The organism is Halomonas sp. AOP7-E1-9, from assembly GCF_052376035.1.
Classification (GTDB): domain Bacteria; phylum Pseudomonadota; class Gammaproteobacteria; order Pseudomonadales; family Halomonadaceae; genus Vreelandella; species Vreelandella citrativorans.
The window spans coordinates 57,437-72,876 of record NZ_JBQSVC010000009.1 but is presented as its reverse complement, the minus strand read 5'-3'; the positions used below and the strand labels follow the sequence as shown (position 1 = coordinate 72,876).

The following is a 15,440-nucleotide window of genomic DNA, read 5'->3' as shown; positions in this document are numbered from 1 at the left end:
GCTTTGATAACGCCATTCACCCCTGAACGGCAGGAAAATAATGGCAATGAACCTTCCCTTGTCGGCCATGGGGTCCATACTGAATTGGATGTCACAGAGAGCTGTAAAATGACTCAGTCTTCGTTTTTAGCCACCAATGTTATTCGTGATCGCTTCTCCAGCGCCATGTCGGCGATGTACCAAACGGAAGTCCCTCAATACGGCACGCTGCTAACGTTGGTTGAGCAGGTCAATCAGGAGACGCTTCGCCAGCAGCCAGAGTTACGCCGTCGCCTGGAGGCTCAGGGCGAGCTTGCGCGCCTGAGCGTAGAGCGCCACGGAGCGATTCGCGTGGGTTCAGCCGCAGAGCTATCCACGCTGCGCCGCCTGTTTGCCGTGATGGGCATGTATCCGGTGGGCTATTACGATCTTTCTGAAGCTGGGGTGCCGGTTCACTCCACCGCGTTTCGCCCTATTGAGGATGATGCGCTGGCCTGTAACCCGTTCCGTATTTTTACCTCGCTGCTGCGCCTGGAACTTATCGATAGTGCGCTGCTGCGCCAGCGTGCTGAGGAAATCCTCGCCCAACGAAATATTTTTACCCCCAAAGTGCGTGAGCTGATTGAACGCTTTGAGTCACAAGGCGGGTTAACCTCAGAGGAAGCAGGTCAGTTTGTTACAGAGGCCTTGGAAACGTTTCGTTGGCACCAGGATGCCACGGTCGATCTGGATACTTATCAAGCGCTGAGCGATGAACACCGCCTGATCGCCGATGTGGTGTGTTTTCGTGGACCGCATATCAACCATTTAACGCCGCGCACGTTGGATATCGATGAAGTGCAGCGCCGCATGCCAAGCGTCGGTATGAACCCGAAGGCTGTCATCGAAGGCCCGCCGCGCCGTGAAGCGCCCATTTTGCTGCGTCAGACAAGCTTTAAAGCGTTAGAGGAGTCGATCCGCTTTGCAGGCGATAACCAAGGCACGCACACTGCTCGCTTTGGCGAAATTGAGCAGCGTGGCATGGCGCTAACGCCGAAAGGACGCGCGCTTTATGACCAACTGCTGAATGAAGGTCGTCAACAAACGGCGGGACTTGATAACAACGCTCACCAAGCCGTTATGGATAAGGTCTTTACCACCATGCCGGACAGCGATGAGGCAATGCGCCGCGAAGGTCTGGCCTACTTCCACTATCACCTCACAGAAGCCGGAAAAGTTGCTACAGGCGATGCCAGTACCGATATGGACGCCCTAATTGCCAAAGGCCTGGTGGAAGCACAGCCGATTACCTATGAAGACTTCTTGCCGGTCAGTGCGGCGGGTATCTTTCAGTCAAACCTAGGCGGCGGCGAAAACGAAGCCTATGCGGGCAATGCCAATCGTGAAGCGTTTGAAGAGGCGCTCGGCGCCCCGGTGACTGATGAGTTGGCGCTTTATGCCGAAAGGGAGCAGGCTTCTAAGCAGCGTGTGCTGGCGTCATTAGCGGTTTAATCCACTTTCCAGCATGCGGTTGATACTCAGGCTGCCTAGCAGGCAGCCTGAGTTGTTTATACGCGGCATTCGGCACTCGCCGTTATATGCGCCACAAACCGACGTACTTTGCCCAGCTCGCCCAGGTGCTCAGGGTAGACAAGATAATACGCACTTTCGCTGTACAACCGATGCGGCCATGCGAGCACAAGGCGTTCGGCGGCCAGCTCTTCATCCACGGTAAAATGAGGCACTAAGGCAACGCCGCCGCCGGCCATGGCGGTGCGTACTAGCATGGGAAAGGTTTCAAAGCGGGTACCGTGGTAGCTGCGATCAGTGGTGATCTTTTGACCTGCAAACCAGTGGTGCCAGGCATCCGGGCGGGTAGATAGGTGAAGTAGTGGCAACTGGGCCAAGTCGCTCGCAGTATGGATGGGGTGCCGAGCCAGAAGCGATGGGGCGGCAACCGCGACCATCTCCTCATTCACCAGCTTATGGCAGGCAAGGTTAGGCCAACTACCGTGACCGTAAAACAACGCAATATCAATATCCTGTTGCTCAAGATCAAAGTCTTCCACCCGGTCGTGAAACTCCAGACTAATGCCCGGATTGGCGGCTAAAAAGGGGGGAAGCTTGTCCGCTAGCCAGCGGCTGCCAAAGCTTGGCAGAGTGGCTACTTTAAGTACTTCACTGTTGCCGCTATAAGTCATGATGGTGTGGGTCGACATCTCAATCTGGGCGAGTACCTTGCGCACGTCGCTTAAAAAGATGGCGCCCTCTGGCGTGAGCACAAGCGTGCGTCTTACGCGGCGAAACAGCTTATGTTGCAACGCTGATTCAAGGTGGGCGACCTGCTTGCTGACGGCACTTTGGGTCAGGCTTAGCTCATCGGCCGCCCGGGTAAAACTCATATGGCGCGCTGCCGCCTCAAAGCACTGCATAGCGGCGGTTGAAGGAAGGTTGCGTGAGGCCAAAGGGGATGCTCCTGATCACCTGTTCATCATGGTGATCATAGCGTATGAGGCGATCAGATTCGCCTCATACGCAGCAGGTGCTGGGCTAGCGGTTAGTCAATAATCCCCTGCTCACGCGCCATGGCAAACGCTGCCTTGGGGCCATCCCAGAGTGAGGGCAGCAGAATCAGCGATACCGGCACGGCGGTAATCACGATAAACTGCTGCAGCGCAGCGATCTGTCCTTCACGCATGGCCAGCAGCACCGCAGCCATGATTGTCATGATCACGCCCCAGAAGGCGCGTAGAAAGGGGCTGGGCTCGTCGTGGCCAGCACCGACCATGGCAATGGAGTAACTCATGGAGTCGCCGGTGGTGGCCACGAAGATGGTCGTCAGCAGCAGGATCGCCAGCGCCATCCAGGTGCCGCCGGGCAATGCCTGGGCCAAGGCGAGCGTGGCGATGTCGAACTGAAAGTTCGTCAGCGCATCGGTCAGATCGATCACGCCGGTCAGCTGGTAGTAAATACCCGAGCCGCCCAGCAGCGTGAACCAGACCGTGGTGGCGATGGGGGCGATGACCGCCACGGCCAGAATCATCTCGCGAATGGTGCGCCCGCGGGAGATACGCGCCACGAAGATCGCCATCAAGGGCGCAAAAGCGATGAACCAAGCGTAGAAAAACACGATCCACCACTGCATCCAATCCGCCGGTGCGGTTTCCGCGGTGGTGGTGACCATCTTGAAGAAGTCGTCCAGATACGTGCCCATGCCGGCAAAGTAGCTGTTGAACAGAAACAGTGTCGGCCCGAACAAAAAGATGACCGCGCCGATGCCCAGCGCCAGCATGACATTGAAGCGGCTCAAGAGCTGCATGCCCTTGTGCACACCGCTGACCGCGGAAAGCACGTACACCATGCCCAGGGTCGCCAGAACCAAAAGCCGGGTAACGAAGGTGTTGGGAAGCCCGAACAGCACCTCAAGGCCATGGCTGACCTGGGTGGCCAGAAAACCGACCGGCCCGACGGTGCCCGCTACTACCGCCAATACGCAGCAGGTATCCACCACGCCACCCAGCGGACCACGCATCACGCGCTCGCCGAATAACGGGTAGAGCAGGGTGCGCGGTTGCAGCGGCTGGCCTTTCACGTAGTGGGCGTGGGCCAGCACAATCGCGGTGAGCGACCCCAGTATCGCCCAGCCGACGAAGCCCCAGTGAGTGAACGATTGCGCCAGTGCCCCGGGCACCGCGGCGGCCACGCCCGGGTCGGTGTCGAAGGTAGGCGGCACGTTCACGAAGTGATAGATCGGCTCACCGGCGGCAAAAAAGACGCCCCCACCGCCCAGTAGCGTACACAGGATGATCGAAAGCCACTTGAAGGTACTCAGCTCCGGTTTATCCAGGTTGCCGATCTTGGCGTTGCCGGCCGGGGTCAGCACAAGTCCGATGGCGATAAAGAACGTCAACAGCATCAGAAACTGGAAGTAGGTGCCGAAGGTCAGCGCGCTCCAGGCAAAACCCTGGCTGATCGAGTCGGCGACAAGGTCTAGGTCGTAAAAGGAAAGTGCTAGAAAAAGCACGATAAATCCTATGCTTAGCGTGAGTACGATGGGGTCGCCAAGCGATGGATGCTTATGGCTTTCAGCACCGGAGGTTGGTTGGTTCATCAATAAGAACACCTTGGGTGGAACATGAGGAAACAGCGCAAATGCGGAAAGCGCAGCAAAAAAAAAGCGCCATTCATTGAATGGCGCGAGGACAGGAAACTGGCGCTAGTATATCGTGCCACTAGACCAAAGTCGAACGCGATTAAAGGGGAGGCTTAAAATGAGGGCTGGAAAACAGGCCAATGCCCCCATTGAAGCACTGCAAAAACAGCGACGGTGCTTCTATTGGCGGGCCAGTCACACCTATCGTCGCTTTTGCTACCAGTGGTACAGCAACGAGGCACTGGTGGTGTTATCGGTACGTTCGCTGGCATCATCCGGCGGTTGAGAGTTGTGCTTAACCTCATGCGACAAGCGTAACGACATACGAGCGTTGAGCCGTGCGGTGAGCGCCGTTAGCGACCTTCCTGTCGTGTTTTTATCGGTATATTCCACCGACATTTCTTGATCAATATCGGCGTAGTCCGAAAATCCCCAATGATAGACCAGAGCGGTATAGGCAACCGCGAGCTGTTCGTTATCATCGTCGCGCAGGCGGTCATTACGGTAACCTGGGCCTGCCTCAAGCGAGAGTGAATGGCGCGAGCCTTCTAACAGCTGGCGCCCATACCCGCCAATCACGGAAAGTTGCTGGTCGTAGCCCGCAAAGCGATCTTTCTCCCAGCGGGCAAATCCAAATACATAGTGCGGGCCTTTAAAATCGTAGCGCTCGCGGGCAGCGAGCAAATATTGCTCGGCGCTGGTTTCGCCATCCTTACTCACGTTCCGCACCTCGCCGCGCAGCGAGTGAATAAAATTGCCGGTTAGCCAAGTCAGGCGGGTTTTGCCAATCAGTGTCTGGCTATTGGTGTTGCCAGAAAGGTGCGTAAAGCCAAGTTCAGCGTCGCCGCTAAAAATCGGCGCGTCGTCGGTAGGCGGCGGAGGTGCATAAAAAGGATTAGCGACCGCAGGACTGATAAGCACAAGGCTGAAAAAAGTAGCGCTGACAAACAGGCAATAGCTCGCCGAAATAACGTGGTTAAATATACTGAACACCCAACGCTTCCCTTAATGACAGAAAAGATGGCGATTAACGCCCCCTTACCGCGCATGTCATAATGACGCTGTCGCGCACTTTGAGTTCCACCATGACTAATTCCCGCCCCCGTACCTTAGCTGAATTACAGCGCTGGCGCCGTACGCGTACTAAGCGGCGTTGGTATAAACGCAGTTTTCGTTTGCAAGTGATGTTGCTGGTGGGGTTACTGCTGGCCGGCATGCTACTGGCTCAGGGGGCATATCTCAATCATCGTAAGGCCGATATCATCAGTCATCAAATGGGCGAGAGGGCGTTGGCGGTGGCGAAAACAGTGGCAGGCATGCCACAGCTCGTTAGCGCCTTTGACACGCCTGACCCGGCGATGATTATTCAGCCGCTGGCAGAGCGGGTGCGTATAGAAACCGGAGCGCGCTATGTGGTCGTGGGCAATGCGCAGTCGATCCGCTATTCACACCCCGTGCCTGAGCGCCTTGGCGAGGCGATGGTGGGCGGCGATAACGACCAGGCGCTGATTTATGGGCAGTCCTACGTGTCCGAGGCGACCGGTACGTTAGGCACCGCCATGCGCGGAAAAACGCCCGTTTGGGATGAAGAGGGCAATATTATCGGACTCGTTTCCGTCGGCTTTATGATGGATCGGGTCGAAATGGATGTTGCCCGTTATACAAGCTTTGGTTGGGTACTGGTCGGGCTGATGATTGTGCTGGGGTTTGCCGGGGCATACTGGCTTTCCCAGCACCTTAAAAAGGTCATTCTGGGTCTGGAACCTTATGAAATCGCCCGCTTAGCGATGGAAAAAGAAGCGATCCTGCAATCCATTCACGAGGGGATTCTGGCCGTCAACCGGGATGGCCACATCACGCTGGTCAACCAGCAGGCCAAACGCTTTCTTAACCTGCCCGATGAGCACGTCATACTGGGGCTGCCGATTCAGGACGTGGTGCCTAACACTCGTTTACTGGAAGTGCTGAAGCACGGTGAGCAGGAGTTTGACCAGCAGATGTGGCTGGGCGATCACCCGGCCATCGTCAATCGGGTGCCCATTCTGCATGATGGTGAAATCGAAGGCGCCGTGGCCACGTTCCGTAGCCGCCGCGAAATTGTTGATCTTTCCCAAGCGCTTACCCAGGCAAGCCGCGATGTGGATATGCTGCGTGCCCAGGCGCATGAGTTCTCCAATAAGCTCTATACCATTTCAGGGCTCCTCCAGCTTGAACGCATCGATGAAGCGCTGGCGCTGATTCATCAGGAAACCGAGCGGGCTCAAGCTCAAATGAGTTTTTTGATGCGCCATGTTGCCGACACGGTGCTCAGTGGTACGTTGCTGGGTAAGCTTACCCGGGCGCGCGAGCTGGGCGTAACGCTTGAGATCGACGAGCAGAGCTCGCTCTCCTGCCCACTAACGCCCACTGGGCAAGAAGTCATGATGAGCGTGGTCGGTAATCTACTGGATAATGCTTGCCATGCCGCGCTTAATGGCCCCAATAGCAGCATGCCCAGCGTGCGGCTGTTTTTCACCGACCTGGGGGAACAATTGCTGCTCGAAGTAGAGGATAATGGCCCAGGCGTGCTCCCCGAACATGCTGAATCGATATTCGAGGAGGGCTTTTCCACCAAAACGGGCAAGCACTGCGGTATCGGCTTGGCGCTGGTGGCAAGGTTGTGTCGCCAGCATGGCGGAGCCATCACGCTTGAGGAGAGCGAACTGGGCGGAGCCTGCTTTATTGCGGTGCTGGACCGCTCGCTATGCGCTGAACCTGATACGCACTACTCACCATAATAATGACGACCGTAAGAGGAGTGAGCATGTCTGCAGCTCAATACGGCATTCTGATTGTCGAAGATGATTTTCGCATTGCCGATATTCATAAAGCGTTTATTGAACAGGACGAAGGCTTTTATATCGCAGGCGTTGCTCGTAACGGCAGCGAAGCCAAGGCGTTAATGGCGGAACAGGCTGCCGCTATCCACCTGGTATTGCTGGACGCCTATCTGCCTGATGTAGAAGGGTTGGAGCTTCTATGGGCGATCAGGCGTGACTACACCCATGTGGATATTGTGATGGTCACCGCCGCCCGCGAGGTAGAAACCATCAGCGAGGCGCTGCGTGGAGGCGTATTTGATTATCTGATCAAACCGATTGAAGCTGCCCGCATGGAGCAGATGCTGGCTCGTTTTCGTCGTGAGCGCGAAGTGCTTTCAGGGCGTAACGAGATGAACCAGGACGAGCTGGATCACGTGTTTAAAAGACTGCAGCCAGGCGAGGCGCCGCGCCCGACGCCCAGTGCGCTGCCCAAAGGCATCGACCGGCTAACGCTGCGCCGAGTGGGGGAGGCCATGGCCGCTGAGGCGACGCCGCTGACTGCCATGCAGGTTGCCCGCATTATGGGGGCTAGCCGCTCAACCGCTCGACGCTACCTGGAGTTTCTGGTGGCTGAACAAAGAGTCAGTGCCGAACTTGGCTACGGTGATGTGGGTCGGCCAGAGCGGCGCTATCAGCTGCTTGAGGCAGCCCATAGCTGGCTTAAGTCGCTTTAGGTTGGCTGGTTCACGTGCCTGTGAACAAAATGAACAAAATGCCCACAAAGAACATTTTGTTTTTTATGTTCACAAGCTTGTCGTAAAGGCCCAGCGCTTCTAACGTTCGCGGCGTAACCACGACATAATAACAGTGGACCACACAACAACATTTATATGTGGAGAACGCCAAATGACCGTACTTTCCTTGAAGCGCTTAGCCGTGATCGCTCTACCGATGGCTGCCCTGGCAGGCATGACGACCTCCGTTCAGGCACAAGAGTGGACACCGAGCAAATCGGTTGAGTTCGTGGCACCCGCCAATCCGGGTGGCGGCTGGGATACGCTGGTACGCACTGTATCGCGCGTTATTCAGCAAGAAGGGCTTGCTGACGAGAACTATGCTGCTATCAACGTACCAGGCGGCGGCGGTGCCGTGGCTTGGGCGCAAATCGCTCGTGATAGCGGCAATCCGCACAAGCTGTTTGCCACCAGCCCGCCGATCATTCTGGTGCCTCTGGCCGGTGCCTCACGCTATGACCACACTGATTTCACGCCGGTTGCTCGCCTGATTACTGACTACTCCATTGTACTGGTGTCGGCAGACTCTGAGTACGAGACGATCAACGACCTGTTTGATGCACTCAAGGAAAATCCTGGCTTAAGTGTAGGCGGCGGCAGTGCGCCTGGCTCCATGGACCATATCTCTATTGCGGGTCTGGCATCCGCAGCGGGCCTTGAGGCTTCAAGTGTCAATTACATTCCGTTCTCCGGCGGCGGCGATGCCATGACTAACCTGATGGGCGGTCATATCGAAGCGGTAATTACCGGTGCGGGTGAGTCGGTGGGGCAACTGGGTGAAGGCAGCCAGATCCGTGCGCTAGGTGTCTCTTCACCTGAGCGCCTGGGTGGCGGTCTGGCCGATGTGCCGACCTATCAAGAGCAGGGTGTGGATTACACCTTCGATATTTGGCGCGGCATAATGGGCACCCCGGATATGCCGGAAGAAGCAGTGACCTACTATCAGGACCTGTTTGCCGAAATGCTCGAAACCGATGGCTGGCAAGAAGCCCGCGATCAGTTGGGTTGGATCGATGCCTACCAGAACAGTGAAGAGTTCGGTGTCTTCCTTGATGAGCAGCAAGAGCAGTTCAGCGGCGTGTTAAGCGATCTGGGTCTACTGCGTCAATAAATAACCTATAGTGCTATAGCGTGTTATCCCGGTGGCCTCTTTGTGCCGCCGGGAATGCCTGTTCGTGACGATTAGGTACGTGCTCCTCGGAGAAACTCCAATGACGAAATTAAATACCAATCAGTGGTTAGCGCTGGTGTTGGCATTAGTGGCGGCTGCGTATATCGCCATGGCATGGCAAATCCCCACCTTTCCCTTGCCGCGACCGGTCGACTCTGACCTGTTCCCTAAAGTACTCGGCTTTTCGCTGCTGATTCTCTCTGTGTTTCTGTTTTTCGAGAAACCCTCACCGCTTGCCGGTGCCGATGAGATTGATCACGACGCGCAACAAGGCCCGCTGCTGATGACGCCATGGGGACGTGTGATTGTTACGTCACTGGCCATTGCCGCGTATGCGCTACTTCTGGTGCCATTGGGGTTTGTACTGGCCTCAACGCTTTTGTGCACGGGGTTAACGGCTTACTACGGCTATCGTCGTCATGTGGTCAATCTGGTGACATCGCTAGGGGTGGTGCTGGCGCTGTATCTGACGATGACACAGGTGATGGACGTTTACTTGCCGACCGGTGTTATCCCTTTCTAACGCCGACTTGCTAATGCCTCCTGCGCCGTTTCTGGGCTGGTTTTTAAGCTGGTTTTTAAGCTAGTTTTTAAGAGAGTAGATCCCATGGATGCCTTAAATAATTTGATGTACGGCTTCGGCATCGCGCTTGAGCCTATCAATATCGCTTACGTTTTTGCCGGTGTGTTTGCCGGTACGATCATCGGCATGCTGCCCGGCCTTGGGCCGATCAGCGCGCTGGCTTTAATGATTCCCATCACCTTTGCCATGGAGCCGTCATCCGGCTTGATCCTAATGGCAGGGGTGTATTATGGCGCTATTTTTGGTGGCTCCACCTCCTCTATCCTGCTCAATGCCCCGGGCGTTGCAGGTACGGTCGCCACGTCTTTTGATGGCTACCCAATGGCCAAGAAAGGCATGGCGGGTAAAGCGCTGGCCATTGCCGCCTACTCCTCGTTTGTGGGTGGGACCGTCTCGGTTATCTTCTTGATGTTGGTCGCGCCCTTGCTCTCCAAGGTAGCGGTAAGCTTTGGCCCTGCTGAGTACTTTGCATTAATGGTGCTGGGCTTAACCGCCGTGGTCTCATTGTCGGATAAGTCGCTGATCAAAGGCCTCATTGCCGCTGTGGTTGGGGTGATCATCTCGATTGTGGGCATCGACCTGCAAACCGGTACCGAGCGCTTTACCTTTGGCTCTATTCAACTGCTGGATGGCATCGACTTCCTGGTCGTGGCATTGGGTATCTTTGCGTTAGCCGAAGTGTTCTACATGCTGCTGCGCGGCGGTGGCGGTAAAGAAGCCCCGCGTAATGCCATTGGTTCGTTAAAACTCACTCGAAGTGAAGTAAAAGAGATTGCAGGCCCTGTCAGCCGTAGCTCTGTACTTGGGTTCTTTACTGGCGTACTGCCGGGCGCGGGGGCGACGATTGGCTCGTTTCTGGGCTACAGCATGGAAAAGCGTCTTGCCAAAGACGGTGACACCTTCGGTAAGGGTAATATTAAAGGCGTTGCGGCGCCGGAAGCAGCCAACAACGCGGCGTGTACCGGCTCGTTTGTACCGCTTTTAACCTTGGGTGTACCGGGCTCGGGCACCACGGCGGTACTGCTGGGCGCGCTACTGGTGATGGGCGTTACACCCGGCCCGATGATGCTTGAGCAACGCCCGGATGTGTTCTGGGGCGTGGTAGCCAGTATGTATATCGGTAACATCTTCCTGCTGGTCTTGAACCTGCCGCTGATCCCGCTGATTGCCAAAATACTCGACCTGCCCAAGCCGCTGCTGCTCTCGCTGATTCTGATTTTCTGCATGATCGGCGTGTATGGCATGAGCTTTAGCGTGTTTGACCTGTTGCTGCTGTTGGGCTTTGGTCTGTTGGGCTTGGGCATGCGTCTGTTTGGCTTCCCGGCGGCGCCGCTGATCCTGGCGTTGATTCTGGGCAATATCATGGAAGAATCCATGCGCCGTGCGCTGCAGATCTCCGGCGGTGACTGGATGACGTTTATTGATAAGCCCATTTCACTCTCGCTGCTGGTAATTGCATTACTGTCACTTGGCTTACCGCTGCTGAAGAAGCGTCGTAAACGCGCTATTGCCGAGTAGACGGTATTGTCTCAACATTGGACGCGTGGCTGATAAGCGCCCTGGGTTAACCCAGGGCGCTTTTTTAAGCGCTAGCGCTGCTCTTCGGCAGCTTCACGAAGGCGCTCCATAGTGATTTCCTGAACGGCGCCATGGCTGCTTCGGATATGCGACCCCAGGCGTTGGGCGGCGAGCTGAGCATCGTTTTCGTCAAGAGCCGTCAGAATGGCGGCGTGTTCGCGATAGGTGGCATCAACCCGATCATCGCGGGTGAAGTCCAGGCGTCGAATGACGCGCAGGCGCTCGGTAATTTCACGATGAATACGGCTCATCTCCTGATTGCCAGCGGCCACCACTAAATCGCCATGGAAACTTTCATCCAGTGCACGAACCGTACTGCCCACCGCCCGATCAGCGTGGCTGGCGGGATTCCAGATATCGCGTAAAGTTCGCAGCACCAGCGGCTTTTCAGGCAGGGCACAAAGCTTGTGAACGGCCGCCTGTTCCAGAGTAATGCGTAGGTCGTAGAGTTCAGCGATCTTCTGGAAGTCCAGCGGCTTCACCTGCCAGCCGCTGCGAAAGAACACATCGACATACCCCTCTCGCTGGAGCTGAAAAAGCGCTTGGCGCACCGGGGTTCGGCTTGCCTCCAGCCGGTCACCGATATCGCCTTCGCTAAATTTATCGCCGGGAAGAAGGCGAAACTCGAAAATATCGTCTTTCAACGCATCGTAGACACGGTCAGCGATGGATGATTTACGCAACGCCATGGCAATAGGCCTTATTGAGAGAGGCCGCCGCATGATGCGACGGCACGCCAGCAGCAATGTGAATGCCTTAAACTTCAATACTCAGCAGCGGCTCCCCTAGCGTTACCGCTCGGCCCGGGGTGACGTGCAGAGCGCTTATTGTGCCAGAGTGTGTCGCCATGACTTCAAATTCCATCTTCATGGCTTCAACAATCACCAACGGATCGCCTTTGATGACGCTATCGCCGGGTTGCACAAGGCACTTCCAGATATTGCCCGCAATCTCGGCACTGATCAGCTCGCCATAGCCAGCCAGGTCATCTGCCTCTGCGGGGGGCGGCGCTTTGGCCAAACGGTCCAGGGCCTTCTCTTCGCTTTCACGCCATAGCGCAACCTCTTTTGCGTAGGCGTCTTGTTGAAGGGCGCGAAATTCGGCGATGGCCTGCTGGTGGGCATCTAAAAATGTCTGGTGTGATTTCAGGTCAAACGTATCTTCCTCGATCTCGATGGTTAGCTTACCCGCCCTAAACTGATCGCGCAGGTTATCCAGTTCATCCTCGCTGACCGGGTAGTAGCACACCTGATCGAAAAAGCGCAGTAGCCAGGGGGCGCCTTCTGAAAACTGTTTGTTTTTTAGATGCTTGTTCCAGATGGGTAGAGTGCGCCCCACCAGCTGATAGCCACCGGGCGAGTCCATGCCATAAATACACATATAAATGCCGCCGATGCCGACCGTGCCTTCGGCGGTATAGGTGCGCGCCGGGTTGTATTTGGAGGTCAGCAGCCGATGTCGAGGGTCCAGGGGCACGGCGCAGGGCGCTCCCAAATACACATCGCCTAGCCCCAACACTAAATAACGCGCCGAATAGAGCACATCCTTGACCTCGTCACGGTTGGCGAGGCCATTGATGCGCTGCATGAAATCGACGTTGTTGGGCAGCCAAGGGGCGGTGTCGCGCACCGATTGACGATACTTTTCCACCGCTTCGAGCGTGGCGCTATCTTCAAACGCCATGGGAAGATGAATCACCCGGCTGCGCACCTTCAGCTCGTCGGTCGGTGGCAGGGTGGCTTCCAGGTCGAGCAGGTAGGTCATCAATGCCTGCTGGGTCAGCGTCAGCGGGTCGTAGCGCAGTTGAAGCGAACGCACGCCGGGGGAAAGCTCAAGCAGACCACGCGGCTGGATATCGGCAATCGCCTCCATCAGTGCGTGGAGGCGCATTCGGGCGCCCAAGTCCAGCACGTTAGGGCCGTACTCCAGCAGGATGTATTGATCGCCTGCTTGACGGTAAGTGACGGCTGGACGCTCTTGGGTCGCTGCAAGATGAGCCAGCACGGTGGCCGAGAGGCCGTTGAACGGCGCCAGGTCGGCGCTGTTTAGGGTCACGGCAGGCGGCGCGGACAGGTACTTGACGGCCAGCTCCTGGCGTTCTGCGAGCTTGACGGCGGTGGCGTTGTCGATGGCGACAAAGCGGATAGTATCGCCGGGTTTGACCTGACCCACTTTCCACAGCTCGGCCTTGGCGATGGTAACCGGGCAGACAAACCCACCCAAGCTGGGGCCATCTCGGGTCAGAATAACTGGCATATCACCCGTGAAGTTAATCGAGCCGATCGCATATTCGCAGTCATGAATATTTGAAGGGTGTAGCCCCGCTTCACCGCCATCTGCCCGGCTGAATTCAGGTTTAGGGCCATTCAGGCGAATGCCCAACCGGTTGGAGTTGTAATGGACTTCCCAGTCCTGTTGAAAGAAGTGCTCGATGGAGTCTTCGGTAAAGAAGTCGGGCGCGCCGTGCGGGCCGTAGAGCACGCCTATTTCCCAGTGGCTCGGGTAATTCGGGATGAGCGCCGGGTCAACGGGGGCAGGGTCGTGGGTGGGCGCTGGCGTGGTGCAGGCAGGTAACCCCGGCTGGCTGATGCCGAGCAGATCGCCTGGGCGCAGCGGTCGCCCGCCGTGACCGCCAAACTGGCCAAGGGCAAAGGTAGCGCGGCTGCCAAGATACACTGGTACATCAAATCCACCACGCACAGCAAGGTAAGTGCGACACCCTCGGTTGGCTTTGCCCACCACGAGCGTTTGGCCGGCGGTGACGTGGATAGGCGTCCAGAAATCCACCGGAGTATCGTCGAGTGTGGCGTCGGTGACGGCGCCGGTCAGCGCCACGACGGTCGCCTGATGAAACGTAAGGCTTGGACCTATCAGCGTGGCTTCCAGCCCGGCAGCCTCTGGGTGGTTGCCGACAATCCGGTTGGCGATGCGAAAGGCGAAGTCATCCATCGGGCCGCTGGGCGGCACGCCGATGTTCCAGTAGCCGACCCGTCCCGGGAAGTCTTGCACCGTGGTGTAAGTACCTGGATAGACTACCTCGGCAACGCAGGGTTGAAAGTGAAAGCTTTCCAAAGCGCGGGTCGAGACCTTGCCTTCGGCAAAACTCGCTTGGGCGACCACCTGACGCAAGTAGTCAAGGTTGGTGGCAATACCCATCAGGCGGGTTTCATCCAGTGCTTTACGCAGCTTGGCCAGAGCATCCGCGCGGTCGTTACCATGCACGATCAGCTTGGCGATCATGGGGTCGTAGTGAGCGGATACCTGGCTGCCATTTTCGACCCAGGTGTCGATACGCACGCCATCACCGGGCCAGTGTACGTCGGTTAATTCACCGGGCGAGGGCTGAAAATCCTTTAACGGGTTTTCGGCATAGATGCGCACTTCCATGGCCGCACCGCTCAAGCTGAGCGTAACATTAGCCAGGTCCAGGTGGTCGCCCGCGGCGATCTTGAGCATCCATTCGATCAGGTCAAGGCCGGTCACGGCTTCGGTGATTGGGTGTTCTACCTGCAGTCGGGTGTTGACCTCCAGAAAGTAGAACTCATCACGCTCGGCGTCGTAGATGTACTCAACGGTACCCGCTGAACGGTAGTTGACCGATTCACCCAGCGCCACGGCCGCATCCAGCATCTTTTGACGGGTGGCCGCGGGCAGGCTGGGGGCCGGCGTCTCTTCCACGACTTTCTGATTGCGGCGTTGCAGTGAGCAGTCACGCTCACCTAATGCCACTACGTTGCCGTGGCCATCGCCGATAATCTGGACTTCCACGTGGCGGGCACGGGCGATAAAGCGCTCAAGAAAGACGCCGCTGTCGTTAAAGAAATTTTTGCCCTGGCGTTGAACGGTTTCAAAAGCGTCTTGCAGCTCTTTGGCGCTATTGCAGCGCGTCAGGCCAATCCCGCCGCCGCCCGCGGTGCTTTTGAGCATTACCGGGTAGCCCAGGCGGTCAGCGGTGGTAAGCGCCTCTTCTACGCTGTCAAGCAGGCCGCTGCCTGGGGCTAGCGGCACGCCTGCCGCTTCGGCCAACTCACGGGCGCGGTGCTTTAGTCCGAACTCGCGCATCTGTGTAGGCGTGGGGCCGATAAAAACGATACCTTCACGCTCACAGGTGTCGGCAAAGTCAGCGTTTTCAGATAGAAAGCCGTACCCGGGAATAATAGCCTGCGCGCCGGTCTTTCGGGCGGCATCAAGAATCTGGCGCTTGTCCAGGTAGGTTTCACTGGCGCCGTTGCCTGTAAGGGCCACGGCTTCGCTGGCGCTTTCCACATGCAGGCTGTGGCGGTCTTCATGGGAATAGACAGCAACGCTGCCGACACTGAGCGCCTTAAGCGTGCGGTTGGTACGTACGGCAATCTCACCGCGGTTGGCAACCAATACTTTGTTGAACATGAGTCATAGCCTC

General features: G+C 56.9%; 11 protein-coding genes. 6 read left to right on the top strand and 5 right to left on the bottom strand.

What is annotated here, in order from left to right:
- Window positions 1–108: 108 nt before the first annotated feature.
- On the top strand, window positions 109–1,470 hold the full coding sequence (gene hglS, locus ACT3R4_RS07510; RefSeq protein ID WP_192527755.1) for a 2-oxoadipate dioxygenase/decarboxylase HglS: 1,362 nt from the start codon (window positions 109–111) through the stop codon (window positions 1,468–1,470).
- A gap of 56 nt (window positions 1,471–1,526) precedes the next feature.
- Here hglS and ACT3R4_RS07505 read toward each other — a convergent pair whose 3' ends face one another.
- The 3 genes from ACT3R4_RS07505 to ACT3R4_RS07495 all read right to left on the bottom strand — a co-directional run bounded on the left by ACT3R4_RS07505 (window position 1,527) and on the right by ACT3R4_RS07495 (window position 5,062).
- Window positions 1,527–2,423 (bottom strand): LysR substrate-binding domain-containing protein, encoded by an 897-nt coding sequence (locus ACT3R4_RS07505; RefSeq protein ID WP_441678046.1) that lies wholly within the window; start codon window positions 2,421–2,423, stop codon window positions 1,527–1,529.
- A gap of 92 nt (window positions 2,424–2,515) precedes the next feature.
- The gene (locus ACT3R4_RS07500; protein WP_441678044.1) at window positions 2,516–4,069 is read right to left on the bottom strand and encodes a BCCT family transporter; all 1,554 of its coding nucleotides are present in this window, start codon (window positions 4,067–4,069) and stop codon (window positions 2,516–2,518) included.
- Window positions 4,070–4,327: 258 nt separating this feature from the next.
- Entirely contained in the window at window positions 4,328–5,062 is a 735-nt protein-coding gene (locus ACT3R4_RS07495; protein WP_216657993.1) for a DUF481 domain-containing protein, read from the bottom strand.
- A 134-nt stretch (window positions 5,063–5,196) separates the two neighbouring features.
- Between ACT3R4_RS07495 and ACT3R4_RS07490 the strand changes: the two genes are divergently transcribed.
- The 5 genes from ACT3R4_RS07490 to ACT3R4_RS07470 all read left to right on the top strand — a co-directional run bounded on the left by ACT3R4_RS07490 (window position 5,197) and on the right by ACT3R4_RS07470 (window position 10,978).
- Window positions 5,197–6,888 carry an ATP-binding protein gene (locus ACT3R4_RS07490; protein ID WP_172116946.1) on the top strand — a complete coding sequence of 564 codons (1,692 nt, stop codon included), beginning with the start codon at window positions 5,197–5,199 and terminating at the stop codon, window positions 6,886–6,888.
- Window positions 6,889–6,914: 26 nt separating this feature from the next.
- Window positions 6,915–7,646, top strand: a complete 732-nt coding sequence (locus tag ACT3R4_RS07485; protein WP_172116947.1) for a response regulator — start codon at window positions 6,915–6,917, stop codon at window positions 7,644–7,646.
- Between the two features lie 172 nt (window positions 7,647–7,818).
- Entirely contained in the window at window positions 7,819–8,817 is a 999-nt protein-coding gene (locus ACT3R4_RS07480; protein WP_172116948.1) for a Bug family tripartite tricarboxylate transporter substrate binding protein, read from the top strand.
- A 100-nt stretch (window positions 8,818–8,917) separates the two neighbouring features.
- Window positions 8,918–9,400: a tripartite tricarboxylate transporter TctB family protein gene (locus tag ACT3R4_RS07475; protein ID WP_087110671.1), complete on the top strand. Its 483-nt coding sequence runs from the start codon at window positions 8,918–8,920 to the stop codon at window positions 9,398–9,400.
- An 84-nt stretch (window positions 9,401–9,484) separates the two neighbouring features.
- On the top strand, window positions 9,485–10,978 hold the full coding sequence (locus ACT3R4_RS07470) for a tripartite tricarboxylate transporter permease (RefSeq protein WP_441678041.1): 1,494 nt from the start codon (window positions 9,485–9,487) through the stop codon (window positions 10,976–10,978).
- Window positions 10,979–11,049: 71 nt separating this feature from the next.
- On the opposite strand, the gene ACT3R4_RS07465 is transcribed toward ACT3R4_RS07470, so the two are convergent.
- Both ACT3R4_RS07465 and uca read right to left on the bottom strand, forming a co-directional pair.
- Window positions 11,050–11,727 carry a GntR family transcriptional regulator gene (locus tag ACT3R4_RS07465; protein ID WP_441678039.1) on the bottom strand — a complete coding sequence of 226 codons (678 nt, stop codon included), beginning with the start codon at window positions 11,725–11,727 and terminating at the stop codon, window positions 11,050–11,052.
- A gap of 67 nt (window positions 11,728–11,794) precedes the next feature.
- Window positions 11,795–15,427, bottom strand: a complete 3,633-nt coding sequence (gene uca, locus ACT3R4_RS07460; RefSeq protein ID WP_441678037.1) for an urea carboxylase — start codon at window positions 15,425–15,427, stop codon at window positions 11,795–11,797.
- Window positions 15,428–15,440 lie beyond the last annotated feature (13 nt).